The sequence below is a fragment of the Burkholderia sp. Ac-20349 genome (assembly GCF_017104865.1).
GTDB lineage: Bacteria > Pseudomonadota > Gammaproteobacteria > Burkholderiales > Burkholderiaceae > Burkholderia > Burkholderia aenigmatica.
This window is the reverse complement of sequence record NZ_JAAGPM010000008.1, coordinates 42,035-56,673: the sequence shown is the minus strand read 5'-3', so window position 1 is coordinate 56,673 and position 14,639 is coordinate 42,035. Positions and strand designations below refer to the sequence as shown.

General features: G+C 66.3%; 13 protein-coding genes. 2 read left to right on the top strand and 11 right to left on the bottom strand.

What is annotated here, in order from left to right; all coding sequences use genetic code 11:
- The 3 genes from G3N61_RS04525 to G3N61_RS04515 form a co-directional block, all read right to left on the bottom strand.
- Entirely contained in the window at positions 1-1,485 is a 1,485-nt protein-coding gene (locus tag G3N61_RS04525; protein WP_205821698.1) for a TolC family protein, read from the bottom strand.
- The gene (locus G3N61_RS04520) at positions 1,482-1,763 is read right to left on the bottom strand and encodes a hypothetical protein (protein ID WP_205821697.1); all 282 of its coding nucleotides are present in this window, start codon (positions 1,761-1,763) and stop codon (positions 1,482-1,484) included. The genes G3N61_RS04525 and G3N61_RS04520 overlap by 4 nt, the downstream gene beginning before the upstream one ends.
- 90 nt (positions 1,764-1,853) lie before the next feature.
- The gene (locus G3N61_RS04515; protein WP_089453807.1) at positions 1,854-2,243 is read right to left on the bottom strand and encodes a hypothetical protein; all 390 of its coding nucleotides are present in this window, start codon (positions 2,241-2,243) and stop codon (positions 1,854-1,856) included.
- A gap of 244 nt (positions 2,244-2,487) precedes the next feature.
- Here G3N61_RS04515 and G3N61_RS04510 point away from each other — a divergent pair, with 244 nt between their 5' ends.
- Together G3N61_RS04510 and G3N61_RS04505 are read left to right on the top strand one after the other, a co-directional pair.
- A complete protein-coding gene (locus G3N61_RS04510; RefSeq protein WP_089453808.1) occupies positions 2,488-3,159 on the top strand; it encodes a heavy metal response regulator transcription factor in 672 nt (223 codons plus the stop codon).
- On the top strand, positions 3,156-4,565 hold the full coding sequence (locus tag G3N61_RS04505) for a heavy metal sensor histidine kinase (RefSeq protein WP_205821696.1): 1,410 nt from the start codon (positions 3,156-3,158) through the stop codon (positions 4,563-4,565). Before G3N61_RS04510 ends, G3N61_RS04505 begins: the two co-directional genes overlap by 4 nt.
- Positions 4,566-4,584: 19 nt before the next feature.
- Here the strand turns inward: G3N61_RS04505 and G3N61_RS04500 are convergent, their stop codons facing one another.
- The 8 genes from G3N61_RS04500 to G3N61_RS04465 all read right to left on the bottom strand — a co-directional run bounded on the left by G3N61_RS04500 (position 4,585) and on the right by G3N61_RS04465 (position 14,639).
- Complete coding sequence (locus G3N61_RS04500; RefSeq protein WP_205821695.1) at positions 4,585-5,793, bottom strand: MFS transporter; 1,209 nt, start codon at positions 5,791-5,793, stop codon at positions 4,585-4,587.
- A 96-nt stretch (positions 5,794-5,889) separates the two neighbouring features.
- On the bottom strand, positions 5,890-6,075 hold the full coding sequence (locus G3N61_RS04495) for a DUF1289 domain-containing protein (protein WP_080741428.1): 186 nt from the start codon (positions 6,073-6,075) through the stop codon (positions 5,890-5,892).
- Between the two features lie 2 nt (positions 6,076-6,077).
- Positions 6,078-7,388: a CDF family Co(II)/Ni(II) efflux transporter DmeF gene (gene dmeF / locus G3N61_RS04490; RefSeq protein WP_205821694.1), complete on the bottom strand. Its 1,311-nt coding sequence runs from the start codon at positions 7,386-7,388 to the stop codon at positions 6,078-6,080.
- Between the two features lie 12 nt (positions 7,389-7,400).
- On the bottom strand, positions 7,401-7,676 hold the full coding sequence (locus tag G3N61_RS04485) for a metal/formaldehyde-sensitive transcriptional repressor (RefSeq protein WP_039354022.1): 276 nt from the start codon (positions 7,674-7,676) through the stop codon (positions 7,401-7,403).
- A 243-nt stretch (positions 7,677-7,919) separates the two neighbouring features.
- Entirely contained in the window at positions 7,920-9,107 is a 1,188-nt protein-coding gene (locus G3N61_RS04480) for an RNA-guided endonuclease TnpB family protein (RefSeq protein ID WP_089453814.1), read from the bottom strand.
- 419 nt (positions 9,108-9,526) lie between these two features.
- Positions 9,527-9,898 (bottom strand): copper-binding protein, encoded by a 372-nt coding sequence (locus G3N61_RS04475; protein WP_205821693.1) that lies wholly within the window; start codon positions 9,896-9,898, stop codon positions 9,527-9,529.
- On the bottom strand, positions 9,895-13,101 hold the full coding sequence (locus G3N61_RS04470; protein ID WP_205821692.1) for an efflux RND transporter permease subunit: 3,207 nt from the start codon (positions 13,099-13,101) through the stop codon (positions 9,895-9,897). Before G3N61_RS04470 ends, G3N61_RS04475 begins: the two co-directional genes overlap by 4 nt.
- Entirely contained in the window at positions 13,098-14,639 is a 1,542-nt protein-coding gene (locus tag G3N61_RS04465; protein ID WP_205821691.1) for an efflux RND transporter periplasmic adaptor subunit, read from the bottom strand. The genes G3N61_RS04470 and G3N61_RS04465 overlap by 4 nt, the downstream gene beginning before the upstream one ends.

Here is a 14,639-nt window from a genome sequence, read left to right as displayed (position 1 = left end):
TCAATGACCTTCCGGATGCGTTTGCGTCGCGGACGCCGGTTGCGCCGCGGGAGTGGAAGCCGGCTGCGGCGCAGCGTCGGCATTTGAAGTGGCTTCGGGTTGGGTAGATGGCGTCGCGCCCGGCGACGGCAACCGGCCCCCGACGGCCATCTGCAGATCGGTTTCGGCGAGCCAGTAGTCCTTCAGCGCATCGATGTAGCCGTTGACCGCGCCGACCTGTTCGCGCGCATCGGTCAGCAGCTCGAACACGCTCGCGAGCATCCCGTTGTAGCGCAGCAGCAGCTCGTCCGAGATCGTCTTGCGCAGCGGCACGACTTCGTCGCGATAGTGGGTCGCGACGTCGTAGCTCGTCACGTACGCCGCATACGATTCGCGCACGTCGGAGCGCGCATCGATCGCCGTCTTCGCGAGCCGGTTCGCCGACTGCATGTAGACGGCCTCGGCCCGCGCGACCTTCGCACCGCCCCAGTCGAACAGCGGAATCTCGACGCTGATCTCGTAGCCGTGCTCGTGGCCCTTGCCGGTCTCGTAGTTGTTCACGTAGCCGAGATCGACCGCATTGACGAAGCGCGTGGCTTTGCTGAGTCCGAGCGACGACGCGACGCCCTGCGTCTGCAGCTTCGCGGCCTGGATGTCGAGACGGTTGCTCATCGCGAAACGTTCGAGATCGGGCAGGTTCGGCCGCGTTTTCGGCAGGTCGGGCAAGCGCTCGGGCAGCGTGTACCGCGTGCGTTCACCCCACAGGCCCATCGCGCGCGTGAGCTTCTCGCGCGCGGCCACAGCCTGCTGGCGCGCCTTCGCCTGCTGCGCGACCGCATCGGCATGGAACGCCTGTTCGCGCGCGTAATCGAGGCGGCTGAGGTTGCCGGCCTGCCGCATGCGCAGCGCGAGTTCGGCGGCCGCGCTCGCGGCATCGCGCACCTGTTGCGCATAGTTCGCGGCCTGCTCGGCGGCAACCGCCTCGACGTACGCGCGGCGTGCATCGGCTGCGACCTTCAGCATCGCGTCGGTTGTTTCGAGCTTGGTCTGCTCGAAGCGGCGGCGTTCGATGTTCGTCGCGAGCGGCATCGTCAGCAGCGCGAACACGTTCGCCGAAAACGTGCGGCCGAGCGTCAGCTCGCCGTCGCCGGCGCGTGTGCGGCTGAACGCGAAGCGCGGGTTCGGCAGCCGGCCCGCCTGGACGAGATCGGCTTCCGACAGCCCCAGTTCCGCGTAGGACGCCTGCAACCCACGGTTGTTCAGCAGCGCGACCTGCACCGCGTCGTCCATCGACAGCGGCTTCGCCAGCAGCTCCTTCGTCCGCTTGTCGACGGCTTCGCGGTCGGCGTCGGTCTTGACCACGACCGCGTCTTTCCCGATGCGTTCCGACGCGGCGGACGACACCGCGTCGAAACCGCCGTCCTTCGAGAACGTCGTGCAGCCCGCGAGGAAGGCCAGCACGGCCGCAGCCGCGCCAATCCTGGGCGATATCGCAAGCATCGTCATGGCGCAGCGCCTCCGTGCTTCGAATGCACGGCGCCGCTTCCGGCCGCGCCGCCCGTCGTACTTCCTTTCGCGGGCCGCTCCATCACATCCCGGTTCAGTTGTTTCCAGCCCGGGCCTTCTTCGTCCCGATAATGCCGATAGCCGTCGAATGCGGACGTCACGGTGACATCCGGCACCGCCACGGCGGCGTCCGCCGGATCGGGCAGCGGGGTTTGCGCAGGCGCGAGCGACGGCACGAGGGCCGCCGCGCCAAGCAGCGCCGCAGTAATCAATCGCATGAATGGGTCTCGTCGTGAGTCGTCCGGCGGGCGTGATGCCGCCGCCGGAGCGGATTGCAGAGCGCGGCCGGTCGGAGCCGCGGGCAGGGTCTAGACGAGATGCCGGCGCGGCGGCCGGTCGATGCCGCCCGTCAGGAACGACACGACGACCGGCGTCGGCGCGAAAGAGACGATCGCGATACCGATACTCGACGTGACGGACATCGCGGGGAGATCCGCCATGCCGGTGCCCAAGCAGCAGGACCCGCACGCGGAGCACGGCTGTGCATGGCGCGCATGATCGTCGTGCGCGAGCTGATGCTGGCCACCCTGCGCGCCCGGCATTGCATGTGGCGCTGCCTCAACGGCACTCGCCCCGCCTTCCGCATGCGGCATGGCGACGACCGCGCCCGCGCATGCCATCGACACGGCCGCGAACGACTGGATCGGCAGGCTCAGCGCCAGCAGCACGACGAGGACGAATTTGCGCCAGTACGACATGGATGCGGAATCACGCAGGCAACGACCGGATGGGCCGGCGCAGCGCCGCGACGGCGCGCTCCGGGGACACGACGGCCGCAGCTTATCGCCGCCACAGTGACGACGACATGGCCGAAACATGACCGGCGTTTCATGACAATTCCGTCATCCCGTGGTCATCCTTCGCGCACGCGCGGCGCCGTAAGCTCTGGCGTTACACTGACCGGCTGGAATCACGGATGAATCACGGACAGCCTGCCTCACCATGCGGATACTGATAGTCGAAGACGAACCGAAGATGGCGTCGTACCTCCGGAAAGGGCTGATGGAGGCGAGCTACACGGTCGACGTCGCGGAAAACGGCAAGGACGGGTTGTTCCTCGCGCTGCACGAGGATTTCGATCTCGTCGTGCTCGACGTGATGCTGCCGGAACTGGATGGCTTCGAGGTGCTCAAGCGGCTGCGCGCGCAGAAGCAGACGCCCGTGCTGCTGCTCACGGCGCGCGAGGCGATCGAGGACAAGGTCGCCGGGCTCGAACTGGGCGCCGACGACTACCTGCTCAAGCCGTTCGCGTATGCCGAGTTCCTCGCACGTATCCGCTCGCTGCTGCGGCGCGCGCCGCGCAACGTGCGCGACCTCCTGCAGGTCGCCGATCTCGAAGTCGACCTGATCCGCCGCCGCGTGCGCCGCGCCGACACCCGCATCGACCTGACCGCGCAGGAATTCGCGCTGCTGCAGTTGCTCGCCGAGCGCGAGGGCGAAGTGCTGACGCGCACCTTCATCACGTCGCAGATCTGGGACATGAATTTCGACAGCGACACGAACGTCGTCGATGCGGCGATCAAGCGCCTGCGCGCGAAGATCGACAACGCCTATGAGACGAAGCTGATCCACACGATCCGCGGAATGGGCTACGTGCTCGAGGATCGTTCGTGACGCGCAGCCCCGGCTCGTATTCGCTGCTGCGGCGCCTGACGCTCGCGTTCGCCGTCGTCGCCGCGCTCGTGTTCGCACTGACCGGCGCGTACCTGTATCGCTCGCTGTCCGCCGAGCTGACGCGGCGCGACGATATCGAGATCTCCGGCAAGCTCAACCAGTTCATGCAACTCGCGCACGCGAGCGGATCGATCGCCGCGCTGCGTGCCGATCCCGCCGTGTTTCATGAGGTGCTGTTATCGCACCCGGGCGTGTATCTCGGCATCTACGACGCGCAGAACCGCGCGATCGTCGAGCATTCCGACGAAGCCGGGAATACGCTGGCGTCGGTGATCGCTGCACCGCATCCGGCCGATAGAGCCGGCGGGCCGTTCACCTGCTCGCCGCCCGGCATCGGCACGTCGCGTTGCGTCTACGCACGCGCCACACTCCCGTCCGGCGACGCGATCCAGGTCGCGCTTGCACGCACGGCAACCGATCGCCAGTCGCTGCTCGAAAGCTATCGCGTCGACATCTGGCTTGCGGCGGCCATGGGCGCGCTGCTGGTCGGCGCGCTCGGCTACGCGGTCGCGTCGCGCGGCCTGCGCCCGGTCGAGAGCCTCGGCCGGCAGACGTCGCGCATCGAAGCGCACAACCTGAACGCGCGGCTCGACGCGCGCGGCGGCCCGGTCGAGCTGCGTGAACTCGCGACGTCGGTCAACCGGATGCTCGATCGCCTCGAACGCGCGTTCGTGCGGCTGTCGCAATTCTCGTCCGATCTTGCACACGACATGCGCACGCCGCTCGCCAACGTGATCAGCTCGTCGCAGGTCACGCTGTCGCGCGCGCGCACGACCGAGGAATACGAAGCGCTGATCGATTCGAACATCGAGGAATGCGAACGGCTGCAGCGGATGATCGAGAACATGCTGTTCCTCGCACGCACCGACAATGCGCGGCAGCACCTGAAGACCGCCGCGCTCGACGCCGGCAGCGAGCTGCGCCGGCTCGCGTCGTATTTCCAGGCACTGGCCGACGAAGCCGGCGTGCGCATCGACGTGCATGGCGAAGCGCCGGTCGTCGCCGATGCGACGCTGTTCCGGCGCGCCGTCAGCAACCTCGCGTCGAACGCGCTCGAACATGCGGAGGCCGCGTCGACGATCGAGCTGGCGGTTTCGGCGCAAGGCAGCTACGCGGTCGTCGAAGTCACGAATCGCGGCGCCGCGATTCCGCCCGAACAGGTCGACAAGATCTTCGAACGCTTCTACCGGATCGATTCGTCGCGGCACGGCGCCGCGCGCAATGCAGGGCTCGGGCTCGCGATCGTCAAGTCGATCATGGCGCTGCATCGCGGCAAGGTCGAGGTCGCGAGCCACGACGGGCGCACGACGTTTGCGCTCTATTTTCCGCGCGACACGGATAGCTAGACCGTTCGCCGCCTTCCGGCTAGCGATCCTGAACGGCGGCGAACGACGTGCGAATGCAGACGAGCAACATGATGGTCACCGCGCTGAACACTGCCCCTGCGCAGAACGTAGCCGCGGCGCCCACCCGGTCCCACAGGATGCCCGCGACGACACTCGATACGAGCGTCACGACGCCGCCGAGCAGATTGAACACGCCGAACGCCGTGCCTCTCAATTCGGACGGCGCGGCATGCGCGACCATCGTCGCGAGTAACCCCTGCGTCATCCCCATATGGAGCCCCCACAACGCGACACCGATCAGGACGGTTCCCCAATGCGCGCCAAGCGCAAGCACGATATCGGCAGCGATCAGCAGGACGAGCCCGGCCGTCATCAGCTTCGTGTGGCTCGTCGTGTCGGCGAGCTTGCCGAACGGATAGGCCGACAGTGCGTACACGACGTTCATCGCTACCATCACGAGCGGCACGAGCGCGACAGGTACGCCGCTGCCCATCGCGCGCAGCACCAGGAACGCCTCGCTGAAGCGGGCCAGCGCGAACACGGCGCCGACGGTGACGACCCACCAATAGCGCGCGCCGAGTTGCTTCACGACATCGCGGCGGATCGGGTTGACACGCGGCTCGCCTGGCGCACGCGCCGGCTCGTCGATACCGAACGCGAGCAGCGCCACGGCCAGCATGCCCGGAATCACGGCGAGCCAGAAGGCGAAACGGAAGTCGCCGTGCCAGATCAGCATGATGACGACGGCCAGAAGCGGCCCGAGAAACGCCCCCACCGTGTCGAGCGACTGTCGCAGCCCGTAGGCGGCACCGCGCAAGTGGACCGGTGTGACGTCCGCCACCAGCGCATCGCGCGGCGCACCACGGATTCCCTTGCCAATCCGGTCGACGATCCGAGCCGTCACCACGATGCCAATCGTCGGCGCGATGGCGAACAACGGTTTGCTGAGCGCGCCGAGCCCGTATCCGGCGACCGCCAGCCACTTGCGATTGCGCAGGTAGTCGCTGAGCGTGCCGGAGAACATCTTGACGACGGGCGCTGTCGCTTCGGCGATCCCCTCGATGACGCCGATCGCGGTCGCGCTCGCGCCGAGCCCTGCCATCAGGAACATCGGCAACAGGCTGTGGATGATTTCCGACGACACGTCCATCAGCAGGCTGACGCAGCCCAGCACCCAGACACTGCGAGGAATCTGGCGAAGAATGCCGGTCGACGGTTCGGTCTGCATGGGTCGCTCCCGGTTCAGGAATCCTGACACTGGATGCCGGTGATACTACTGCAGTCCGGTGACACGACCGCACGTGCCGGCCGTCACGCGAGCACGCTATTTCCCCGTGTCGCGCCGGATCTTCGCTTGCCGGCGCACGCGATCGTTCAGTATCTGGTGCCGGCGAGTGTCGGTCATCTTCTTCCAGTCGCGCGCCTCGTCACGCGTGCGCAGGCAGCCCACGCAGAATCCGGTGCGGCCGTCGAACGCGCACAGCTCGACGCACGGCGATTTCACGGCCACGATCAGGCCGCCTTCGCCGACGCCATCACTTCGACGGTCACGTGGGAAACGCCGTCAAATCGCGCAACGAGCGCACGGTAGAAGCGCGCGTCACGCGCTGCGTCGAATGTCTCGACGGACACGATCGCGCTCATGTGCCCGGGACCGACACGCCACACGTGGAGATCGTTGACCTTGTCGCCAAACGCCTCGATCGCCTGGCGTACACGCTCCGCCAGCTTGCGATCGACGTTGACGTCGAGCAGGATGCCGCCCGTATCGCGCATCAGCCCGTACGACCAGTTCGCGATGACGAGCGCGCCGATGATGCCCGCGAGCGGATCCATCCAGACCCAGCCGAACGCACGTGCGAGCAGCAGCCCGATGATCGCCAGCACCGACACCGCCGCATCGGCGATCACGTGAACGTAGGCCGACCGGATGTTGTGATCGCGGGTGGCGGCAGCGTGCGCGCCTTCGTGATGATCGTGTTCGACGAACGTCAGCGCGTGCTCGGTGCCGTTCAGCGTCACGATCGCATCGAACGCATGGGGCTCGGGAATGGTCTCGCGCGATTCCAGGAAGCCGTTGCGCGCGACCATCGTGAACTGCTGTCGCGATTGGTCGGGACGAACGGTCGTAATCGAGGCGGACACCCCGTCGAGGCTCGACTCGCCGGTTGCCGGCGCGATCCGGAACACCGGCGGCACGCCGTCCTCGAACACCGATACGTCGAACACGCCGGCTGTCGAGAAGACCCTCATGGCTTCGTCCGCGTGATCGGCGTGAACGCCGTGTGCGTGCCCATGTCCGTGGCCGTGGCCGTGGCCGTGGCCATGCCCATGATGGTGGCCGTGATCATGCCCGTGATGGCCGCCGCTCAGCAGCCACACGCTCGCCAGGTTGACCGCGAGGCCGAGCACCGCGATCGGAATCGCCTCGCCAAAATGGATCGGCACCGGTGACAGGAATCGCGCGACGGCCTCATAGCCGATCAGGATCGCGATCATCGCGAGCACGATCGCGCTCGTGAACCCGGCCAGGTCGCCCAGCTTGCCGGTGCCGAACACGAAGCGCGGATCGTCGGCATGCCTGCGCGCATAGGTGTAGGCCAGCGCGGCGATCAGCATCGCGCCTGCGTGTGTCGACATGTGCAGCCCGTCGGCGACGAGCGCCAGCGATCCGAACAGCGTGCCGCCGACGATCTCGGCCACCATCATCGCCGCGCACAGGCCGATCACCATCCACGTCCGCCGCTCGTTCTGCTCGTGCGCCGCGCCGAGGAAGATATGGTCGTGCCCCGCGCCGAACGCGTCATTCGTGAAATTGCCCATGTTCCGCCCCGATCACTTGAAATAGCTGTGCACCACGTCGATCAGCTGCTCGGTCGCGCTGCCTTCGTGCTCATCCGGCCCATGTGCATCGACCATGTGCTCGCGAATGTGGTCCTCCAGCACGACGGCCAGCAGCCCGTTCATCGCGCCGCGACAACTCGTGATCAATTGCAGCACCTCGTTGCAGCCGCGCTCTTCCCCGAGCGCGCGCTCGATCGCCTCGACCTGGCCCTTGATACGGCGCACGCGGTTCAGCAGCTTCTGTTTTTCACGAACGGTATGACTCATCGACGACTGACTCCTGGATAGGAGGGGGGAGTATATATCCGCAAGGCTTCCCCTATAGGGGAGAGGGGTATATTTTTTCGAGATGAAGGCTTGTCGAAAGCAATCCGCTCGGCTAGACTGCCCTTCGTCTTTGGGGAGTAGCCTGCTTTCCATCCCCGGAAAGCGAACGCTTGACATCCTTCCCCGTTAAAGTCGGGGGATTCCTACGGTGCTCACCCCGGCATCGATCCGGGACGCGTCACTTCAGTGGGTTCCTGCTGCTGGCGGCATGACTGCACCGCTCACTTCACAGGCGCAACGGGCGTGTCCCGCCCTGAGAATGTTGATCGCGCCGACGAGATCGGCGTTTTCCTCGAAGCCGCATCCGACGCACGCGAATCGTTCCTGCGTGCGCCGGTTCTCCGACGACACATGCCCGCAGCGCGGGCATGTGCGGCTCGTGTTCTGCGGCGGCACCGCGATCAGGTAGCCACCGTTCCACGCCAGCTTATAGTCCAGTTGGCGGCGGAACTCGAACCATCCCTGATCGAGAATGCTCTTGTTCAGGCCAGACTTGGCCCGAACGTTTCTTCCCGGCGTATCGGCACTGCCTGCCGCCGACCCGGACATATTCCGTACCTGCAAGTTCTCGATACACACCATCGCGTGGTTTTGGCTGATCGCGGTTGAGCACTTGTGCAGGTAGTCGTGGCGGGCGTTTCCGATACGGGAGTGAATACGCTGGATACGGGCTTTCGCCTTCTTCCAGTTGCTGCTGAATTTCGTTTTGCGGCTCATCGCCTGTTGCGCCTTGCGCAGCGCGGCTTGATGCCGTTTGAAGCTGTTGAGCGGCGCGAGGAACGTTCCGTCCGAGAGTGTGGCGAAGCGGGCGATACCCATGTCGATTCCGACCGCACCGCCATTCGGCAGCGACCTATCGACTTCCCGCTCTGTCTGAATGCTCACGTACCATTTGCCGCAGGATTGCCTGACGGTGACGTTCTTCATCTCGCCCAGCGTCTCACGGCTGTTGCGATAGCGAAGCCAGCCCAGCTTGGGCAGGAAGATGCGGCTGTTGGTCTGGTCGAGCTTGATTTGCTTTGGGTCCGGGTAGCGGAAGCTGTCGCGTTGATCCTTCCTCTTGAAGCGTGGAAAGTTGGCTCGCTTGGCGAAGAAATTAGCGTAAGCCCGTTCCAGGTCCTTGAGCGCCTGCTGCAACGGATGCGTCGGTGCATCCTTGAGCCATGGAGTTTCAGCGCCGTTTCGCCACTCGGTGAGCAGCCTGCACAGTCCGGCGTAGCCGAGTTTCTTCTCGCGCTGCTCGTAACGTGTCTTCTGCAACGCCAATGCCTTGTTGAAAACGAAGCGGCACGAACCGGCGAAGCGGCGCATGTCGCGCTGCTGGTCACCGGTCGGCATCAGTTCGTACTTGAAGGCTTGGAGACGTTGCATCACTTCAATGTACTTTGGTCCATGAGTAGCGGCAACGACGCTGGGCACGAACGACGCTGCGTCTTACCGATTCATGTCCGTTTGGTTTGCGTGACCCTATACCGCGGAAAAGTGTGCTTCAAGGTAACCCTTGACGACCCGCGCAGCGTCGTCACCCCCGTTTGTACTAACTTTGAGGCGGCACCGGTCGAGTTCGATGAGGAGGACAAATCACGTTCACGTGCTGGCGAACCACCCGCAAAAGGTCTCCGCGTCGGCACGCGTGAACGGCCTGAAAAATGTATCCAACCGCAATATCAGCGAGAAGAGCTATCCGGGTATGGCATGACGCGACTTCGACAGTTGCGTCATCGCACGTTGCGCTGCGCTGCATGAATGCGGGCGACAGCAACAACGTCGCCCGCATCCGGCAGCTCAGATCACGACGCCTTCACCAGCTTGACGATCGTCAGCGTGCCGTCGACCTTCTCGATCCGTACCTTGACCTTGTCGCCCGCACGCGCGTGTTCGAGCATCGCGGCGTCCTTCGCCTTGAACGCCATGGTCATCGGCGGCATCCCGACGTTCTCGAGCGCACCGTGCTTCAGCGTGATCTTGCCGCTCGCGGCGTCGACCTTCTTCACTTCGGCATCGGTCAGCGCGGCATTCGACTCGCCCGCACCGCCCGACGACATCTTCATGCCGGACATGTCCATGCCGGCCATCTCGCCGGCGGCAAAGGCGGGCGTGGCGAACGCGCCGACAGCAAGAACGGCGGCAGTCGCAACGGTAACGGTAATCAATTTCTTCATCGGGATTCTCCGGTTGGGATGGATGGCACGTTCGTGCCGTGAGGAACTGCTTCGGAATGCCACACATACCCCGCGCTTCGCGCACGACGGCGCTGAAGCAGGAGCCATGCGGCGGGAATGACGAACATCGACAGCAGCGGCGCCGTGACCATGCCGCCGACCATCGGCGCAGCGATGCGCTGCATCACTTCGGAACCGGCGCCGTGCCCGATCATGATCGGCACGAGGCCGGCGAGCACGACGGCCACCGTCATCGCCTTGGGCCGCACGCGCAGCACCGCGCCTTCGCGGATCGCGTCGAGCAGCAGCGCATCGGTCAGCGGTTCGCCGGCATCGAGCCGGCGCTGCAGCGCACCCTTCAGGTACAGCAGCATCACGACGCCGAACTCGGCGGCCACGCCCGCGAGCGCGATGAAGCCCACCGACGTCGCGACGGACACCGCATGGCCGAGCGCCCACACGAGCCAGAAGCCGCCGACCAGCGCGAACGGCACCGTCGACATCAGCAGCAGCGCATCGGCCGCCGAGCCGAACGTGAGGAACAGCAGCACGAAGATCACCACCAGCGTTACCGGCACGACGGTACGCAGCTTGGCCGCCGCACGTTCGAGATACTCGAACTGCCCCGACCACGCGATCGAATAGCCGGGCGGCAACGCGACCCGTTGCGCAACGGCCTGCTGCATCGCGCGCACGGCGCGCTGCAGATCGGTGCCGCGGATGTCGACGTACACGTAGCCGGACAGTCGCGCGTTCTCGCTGCGGATCATCGGCGGGCCGTCGGCGATCGCGATGCGCGCGACGTCGCCCAGGCGGATCTGCGCGCCGCGCGCCGTGACGACCGGCAGTTGCCGCAGGTTCTCGACCGAATCGCGCACCTCGCGCGGGTAGCGGAGGTTGATCGGGAAACGCTCGCGCCCCGCGATCACTTCGCCGACGTCGTCGCCGCCGACCGCCGACGACACGACCGACTGGATATCGGCCACCGACAGCCCGTAACGCGCGGCGGCGAGCCGGTCGATGTCGACGTCGATGTAGCGGCCGCCGTTCAGCCGTTCCGCGAGTGCGGACGTGACGCCCGGCACAGGCTTCACCGCTGCCTCGACCTGCTTCGCGATCGCGTCGATCCCGGCCAGGTCCGGCCCGGAAATCTTCACGCCGACCGGCGTCTTGATCCCGGTGGACAGCATGTCGAGGCGGTTGCGGATCGGCGGCACCCACACGTTCGACAGGCCCGGCACCTTCACCGTGCGATCGAGTTCGTCGACGAGCTTCTCCGGCGTCATGCCGGGGCGCCATGCGCTGCGCGGCTTGAACCGGATAGTCGTCTCGAACATCTCGAGCGGCGCCGGATCGGTCGCGGTATCGGCGCGGCCCGATTTGCCGAACACCGTGTCGACCTCGGGCACGGTCTTGATCAGCCGGTCGGTCTGCTGCAGCAGTTCGCTCGCCTTGTCGGCGGAGATGCCTGGCAGCGCGGTCGGCATGTACAGCAGGTCGCCTTCGTCGAGCGGCGGCATGAATTCGCCGCCGAGCCGCGACAACGGCACGGCCGTCAGCACGAGCGCGACGACCGCGATGCCGATCGCAAGCCACGGGCGCCTGAGCGTCGCTTCGAGCAGCGGTCGGTACACGCGGATCAGCACGCGGTTGATCGGGTTCGCGTGCTCGTGCGGAATGCGGCCCCGCACGAGATACCCCATCAGCACCGGCACCAGCGTCACCGACAGCCCGGCGGCGGCGGCGATCGTGTAGGTCTTCGTGAACGCCAGTGGCGCGAACAGCTTGCCTTCCTGCCCTTCCAGCGAAAACACCGGGATGAACGACAGCGTGATGATCAGCAGCGAGAAGAACAGCGCGGGCCCGACTTCCGCAGCCGACGTCGCGACGAGCTCCCATCGGCGCGCGGCCGTGATCGGCTCGCCGGGATGCGCGTGGTCGTACGCTTCGAGATGCTTGTGCGCGTTCTCGATCATCACGATCGCCGCGTCGATCATCGCGCCGATCGCGATTGCAATCCCGCCGAGCGACATCAGGTTCGCGTTCACGCCCTGGTAGCGCATCACGATGAACGCGGCCAGCACGCCGAGCGGCAGCGACAGGATCGCGACGAACGCACTGCGCAGATGAAACAGAAACACCGCGCAGACGATCCCGACGATCACGAACTCCTCGATCAGCTTGTCCTTCAGGTTGCCCACCGCGCGCTCGATCAGTTGCGAGCGATCATAGGTCGTGACGATTTCGACGCCAGGTGGCAGCGAACGCTTCAGGTCGGCGAGCTTCGCCTTCACCGCATCGATCGTGGTCAGCGCGTTCTTGCCTGAGCGCATCACGACGACACCGCCCGTCACCTCGCCCTGCCCGTTCAGCTCGGCGATCCCGCGCCGCATCGCCGGGCCGACCTGGATACGCGCGACGTCGCCGAGCAGCACCGGCGTACCGGCGTCGTTCGTGCGCAGCACCACGTGCCGGAAGTCGTCGAGCGTGCGCAGGTAGCCGGTCGAGCGCACCATGTATTCCGATTCGGCCAGCTCGACGACCGAGCCGCCGGACGCCTGGTTCGCGTTGCCGAGCGCGTTCGCGACTTCCGCCTGCGTGATGCCGTACGCGCGCAGCTTGTCCGGATCGAGCACGACCTGGTACTGCTGCACCATGCCGCCGATGCTCGCAACCTCCGACACGTCCGGCACCGCCTTCAGCTCGAACTTCAGGAACCAGTCGTTGAGCGCGCGCAGTTGCCCGAGGTCGTGACGGCCGGTGCGATCGACGAGCGCGTACTCGTACACCCAGCCGACGCCGGTCGCATCCGGCCCGAGCGATACCGTCGCGCCCGCAGGCAGCCGGCTCTGCACCTGGCTCAGGTATTCGAGCACGCGCGAACGCGCCCAGTACGGATCGGTGCGGTCGTCGAACAGCACGTAGACGAACGCGTCGCCAAACGACGAGTACGCGCGGACCGTTTTCGCACCGGGCACGCCGAGCAGCGTGGTCGTCAACGGATAGGTCACCTGATCCTCGACGATCTGCGGCGCCTTGCCCGGATACGACGCCTTCACGATCACCTGCGTATCCGACAGATCAGGCAACGCATCGAGCGGCGTCTGCTGCAGCGAGTGAACACCCCATGCGGCGATCAACACGGTGGCAAGCAGCACGAGGAAGCGGTTGTGGACGGACCAGCGAATGATGCGCGCGATCATCGTTCGCCTCCCTGCGGTTCGACCTTGGTCAGCCGGTAGCCATCGTCGCCCTGCGTGAACGCGAAGCGCACCGTCTCGCCCGGCTTCACGTCCGGGAACGCGGTGGGCGACGGCTTGCCGAATGCCATCGTCATCGCGCCCCAGCCGAGCGCCGGAACGGGTTGATGCGAGAACGTGATGTCGTCGGCCGTGACCTGTTCGACCTTGCCGGTGGTTTCGTAGATCGGTGCCGCCGCCGTCGATGCCGACGCGGGTGTCGCGGCTGCCCCGCTCGCACCGGTGCCACTTTCCAGCCGCGGCAGCACGCTTTTCAGGCTCGCCTCGGAATCGATCAGGAACTGCCCCGATGCGACGACCGTGTCGCCTTCGTTCAGCCCGCCGAGCACTTCGGTGTCGCTGCCGACGTCGTTGCCCACCGTCACGGTCACGGGCTGAAGCCGGCCATCGCGGTTCTTCACGATCACGATCGAGCGCTTGCCGGTCGCGATCACAGCTTCGGACGGCACGAGCAGGCGCGATACGGTCTGCCGTGCGGCGACCTGCACGCGCATCAGCATGCCGGGCGTGAGCTTCAGCGCGGCGTTGTCGATCTCCACGCGCGCCTGCAGCGTGCGGCTGCTCGTGCTGATGCCGGGCAGCACTTCGCGGATACGCCCCGTGAAATGCTGCGACGGGTCGCCCGCGAACGTCGCGTCGACCGACATCCCCGGCTGCACGTTCAGCGCAAGCGCTTCGGGCACCTCGACGATGAGCCACAGCGTCGACAGTCCCGCGATCTTCGCGAGCGTCTGCCCGGGTGCGACCATCGCGCCGTCCCGCACGTTCAGCTCGCTGACGACGCCGGTTTCCGGCGCGGTCAGCACGACATGCGTCTGGGCCTTGCCGGTGCGATCGAGGCTCGCGATCATGGCGTCGGGAATCGACAGCGCCCGCATCCGCGCGCGAGACGCATCGAGCAGGCTGCCGTCCATCCCGCCGCGCTTGAGCGCGAGGTATTCCTCCTGCGGCGCGAGCCAATCGGGCACGAACAGCGATGCGACCGGGGCGCCCTTCGCGATGCGCTGCATCGGCGCGCGCGCATAGAGACGATCGATGTAGCCGGTGACGCGCGACTGGACGACATCCGCGCGCGATTCGTCGAACTGCGTGGTGCCCACCGCATCGAATCCGGCCGCCGTCTGCTGCCGGCGCACGGTCGCATAGCGGATGCCGAGGCTCTGCTGCAGGCCCGGATCGATCCGGATGCCGGACGCGCCGCCGTCGTCGTCGGCATAGACGGGCTGTAGCTGCATGTCCATGAAGGGCGACTTGCCCGGTTTGTCGAAGTGCTGGTTCGGCACCATCGGGTCGTGCCAGTACAGCACCTTGCGGCCGGTCTTCGGGTCGGCGCTGCCGGGCGAGGAGGATGCCGCTGTGGTGGTATCCGTTGCGGCCGCGGCCGTCGCCGCATGGCGCGCGCCCGCGAAATAGCCCGCGCCGAGCAGCGCAGCACCGGTGAACGCCAGCAGGGCCGCGCGGGCCAGTATTTGCTTCGTCAT

What these genes read in the sequence shown, in the direction of transcription:
- G3N61_RS04480 (WP_089453814.1), bottom strand. Translation starts at nt 9,107, where the DNA reads ATGCAACGTCTCCAAGCCTTCAAGTACGAACTGATGCCGACCGGTGAC.
- G3N61_RS04475 (WP_205821693.1), bottom strand. Translation starts at nt 9,898, where the DNA reads ATGAAGAAATTGATTACCGTTACCGTTGCGACTGCCGCCGTTCTTGCT.
- G3N61_RS04525 (WP_205821698.1), bottom strand. Translation starts at nt 1,485, where the DNA reads ATGACGATGCTTGCGATATCGCCCAGGATTGGCGCGGCTGCGGCCGTG.
- G3N61_RS04485 (WP_039354022.1), bottom strand. Translation starts at nt 7,676, where the DNA reads ATGAGTCATACCGTTCGTGAAAAACAGAAGCTGCTGAACCGCGTGCGC.
- G3N61_RS04500 (WP_205821695.1), bottom strand. Translation starts at nt 5,793, where the DNA reads ATGCAGACCGAACCGTCGACCGGCATTCTTCGCCAGATTCCTCGCAGT.
- G3N61_RS04515 (WP_089453807.1), bottom strand. Translation starts at nt 2,243, where the DNA reads ATGTCGTACTGGCGCAAATTCGTCCTCGTCGTGCTGCTGGCGCTGAGC.
- G3N61_RS04465 (WP_205821691.1), bottom strand. Translation starts at nt 14,639, where the DNA reads ATGACGAAGCAAATACTGGCCCGCGCGGCCCTGCTGGCGTTCACCGGT.
- G3N61_RS04520 (WP_205821697.1), bottom strand. Translation starts at nt 1,763, where the DNA reads ATGCGATTGATTACTGCGGCGCTGCTTGGCGCGGCGGCCCTCGTGCCG.
- G3N61_RS04470 (WP_205821692.1), bottom strand. Translation starts at nt 13,101, where the DNA reads ATGATCGCGCGCATCATTCGCTGGTCCGTCCACAACCGCTTCCTCGTG.
- G3N61_RS04510 (WP_089453808.1), top strand. Translation starts at nt 2,488, where the DNA reads ATGCGGATACTGATAGTCGAAGACGAACCGAAGATGGCGTCGTACCTC.
- dmeF (WP_205821694.1), bottom strand. Translation starts at nt 7,388, where the DNA reads ATGGGCAATTTCACGAATGACGCGTTCGGCGCGGGGCACGACCATATC.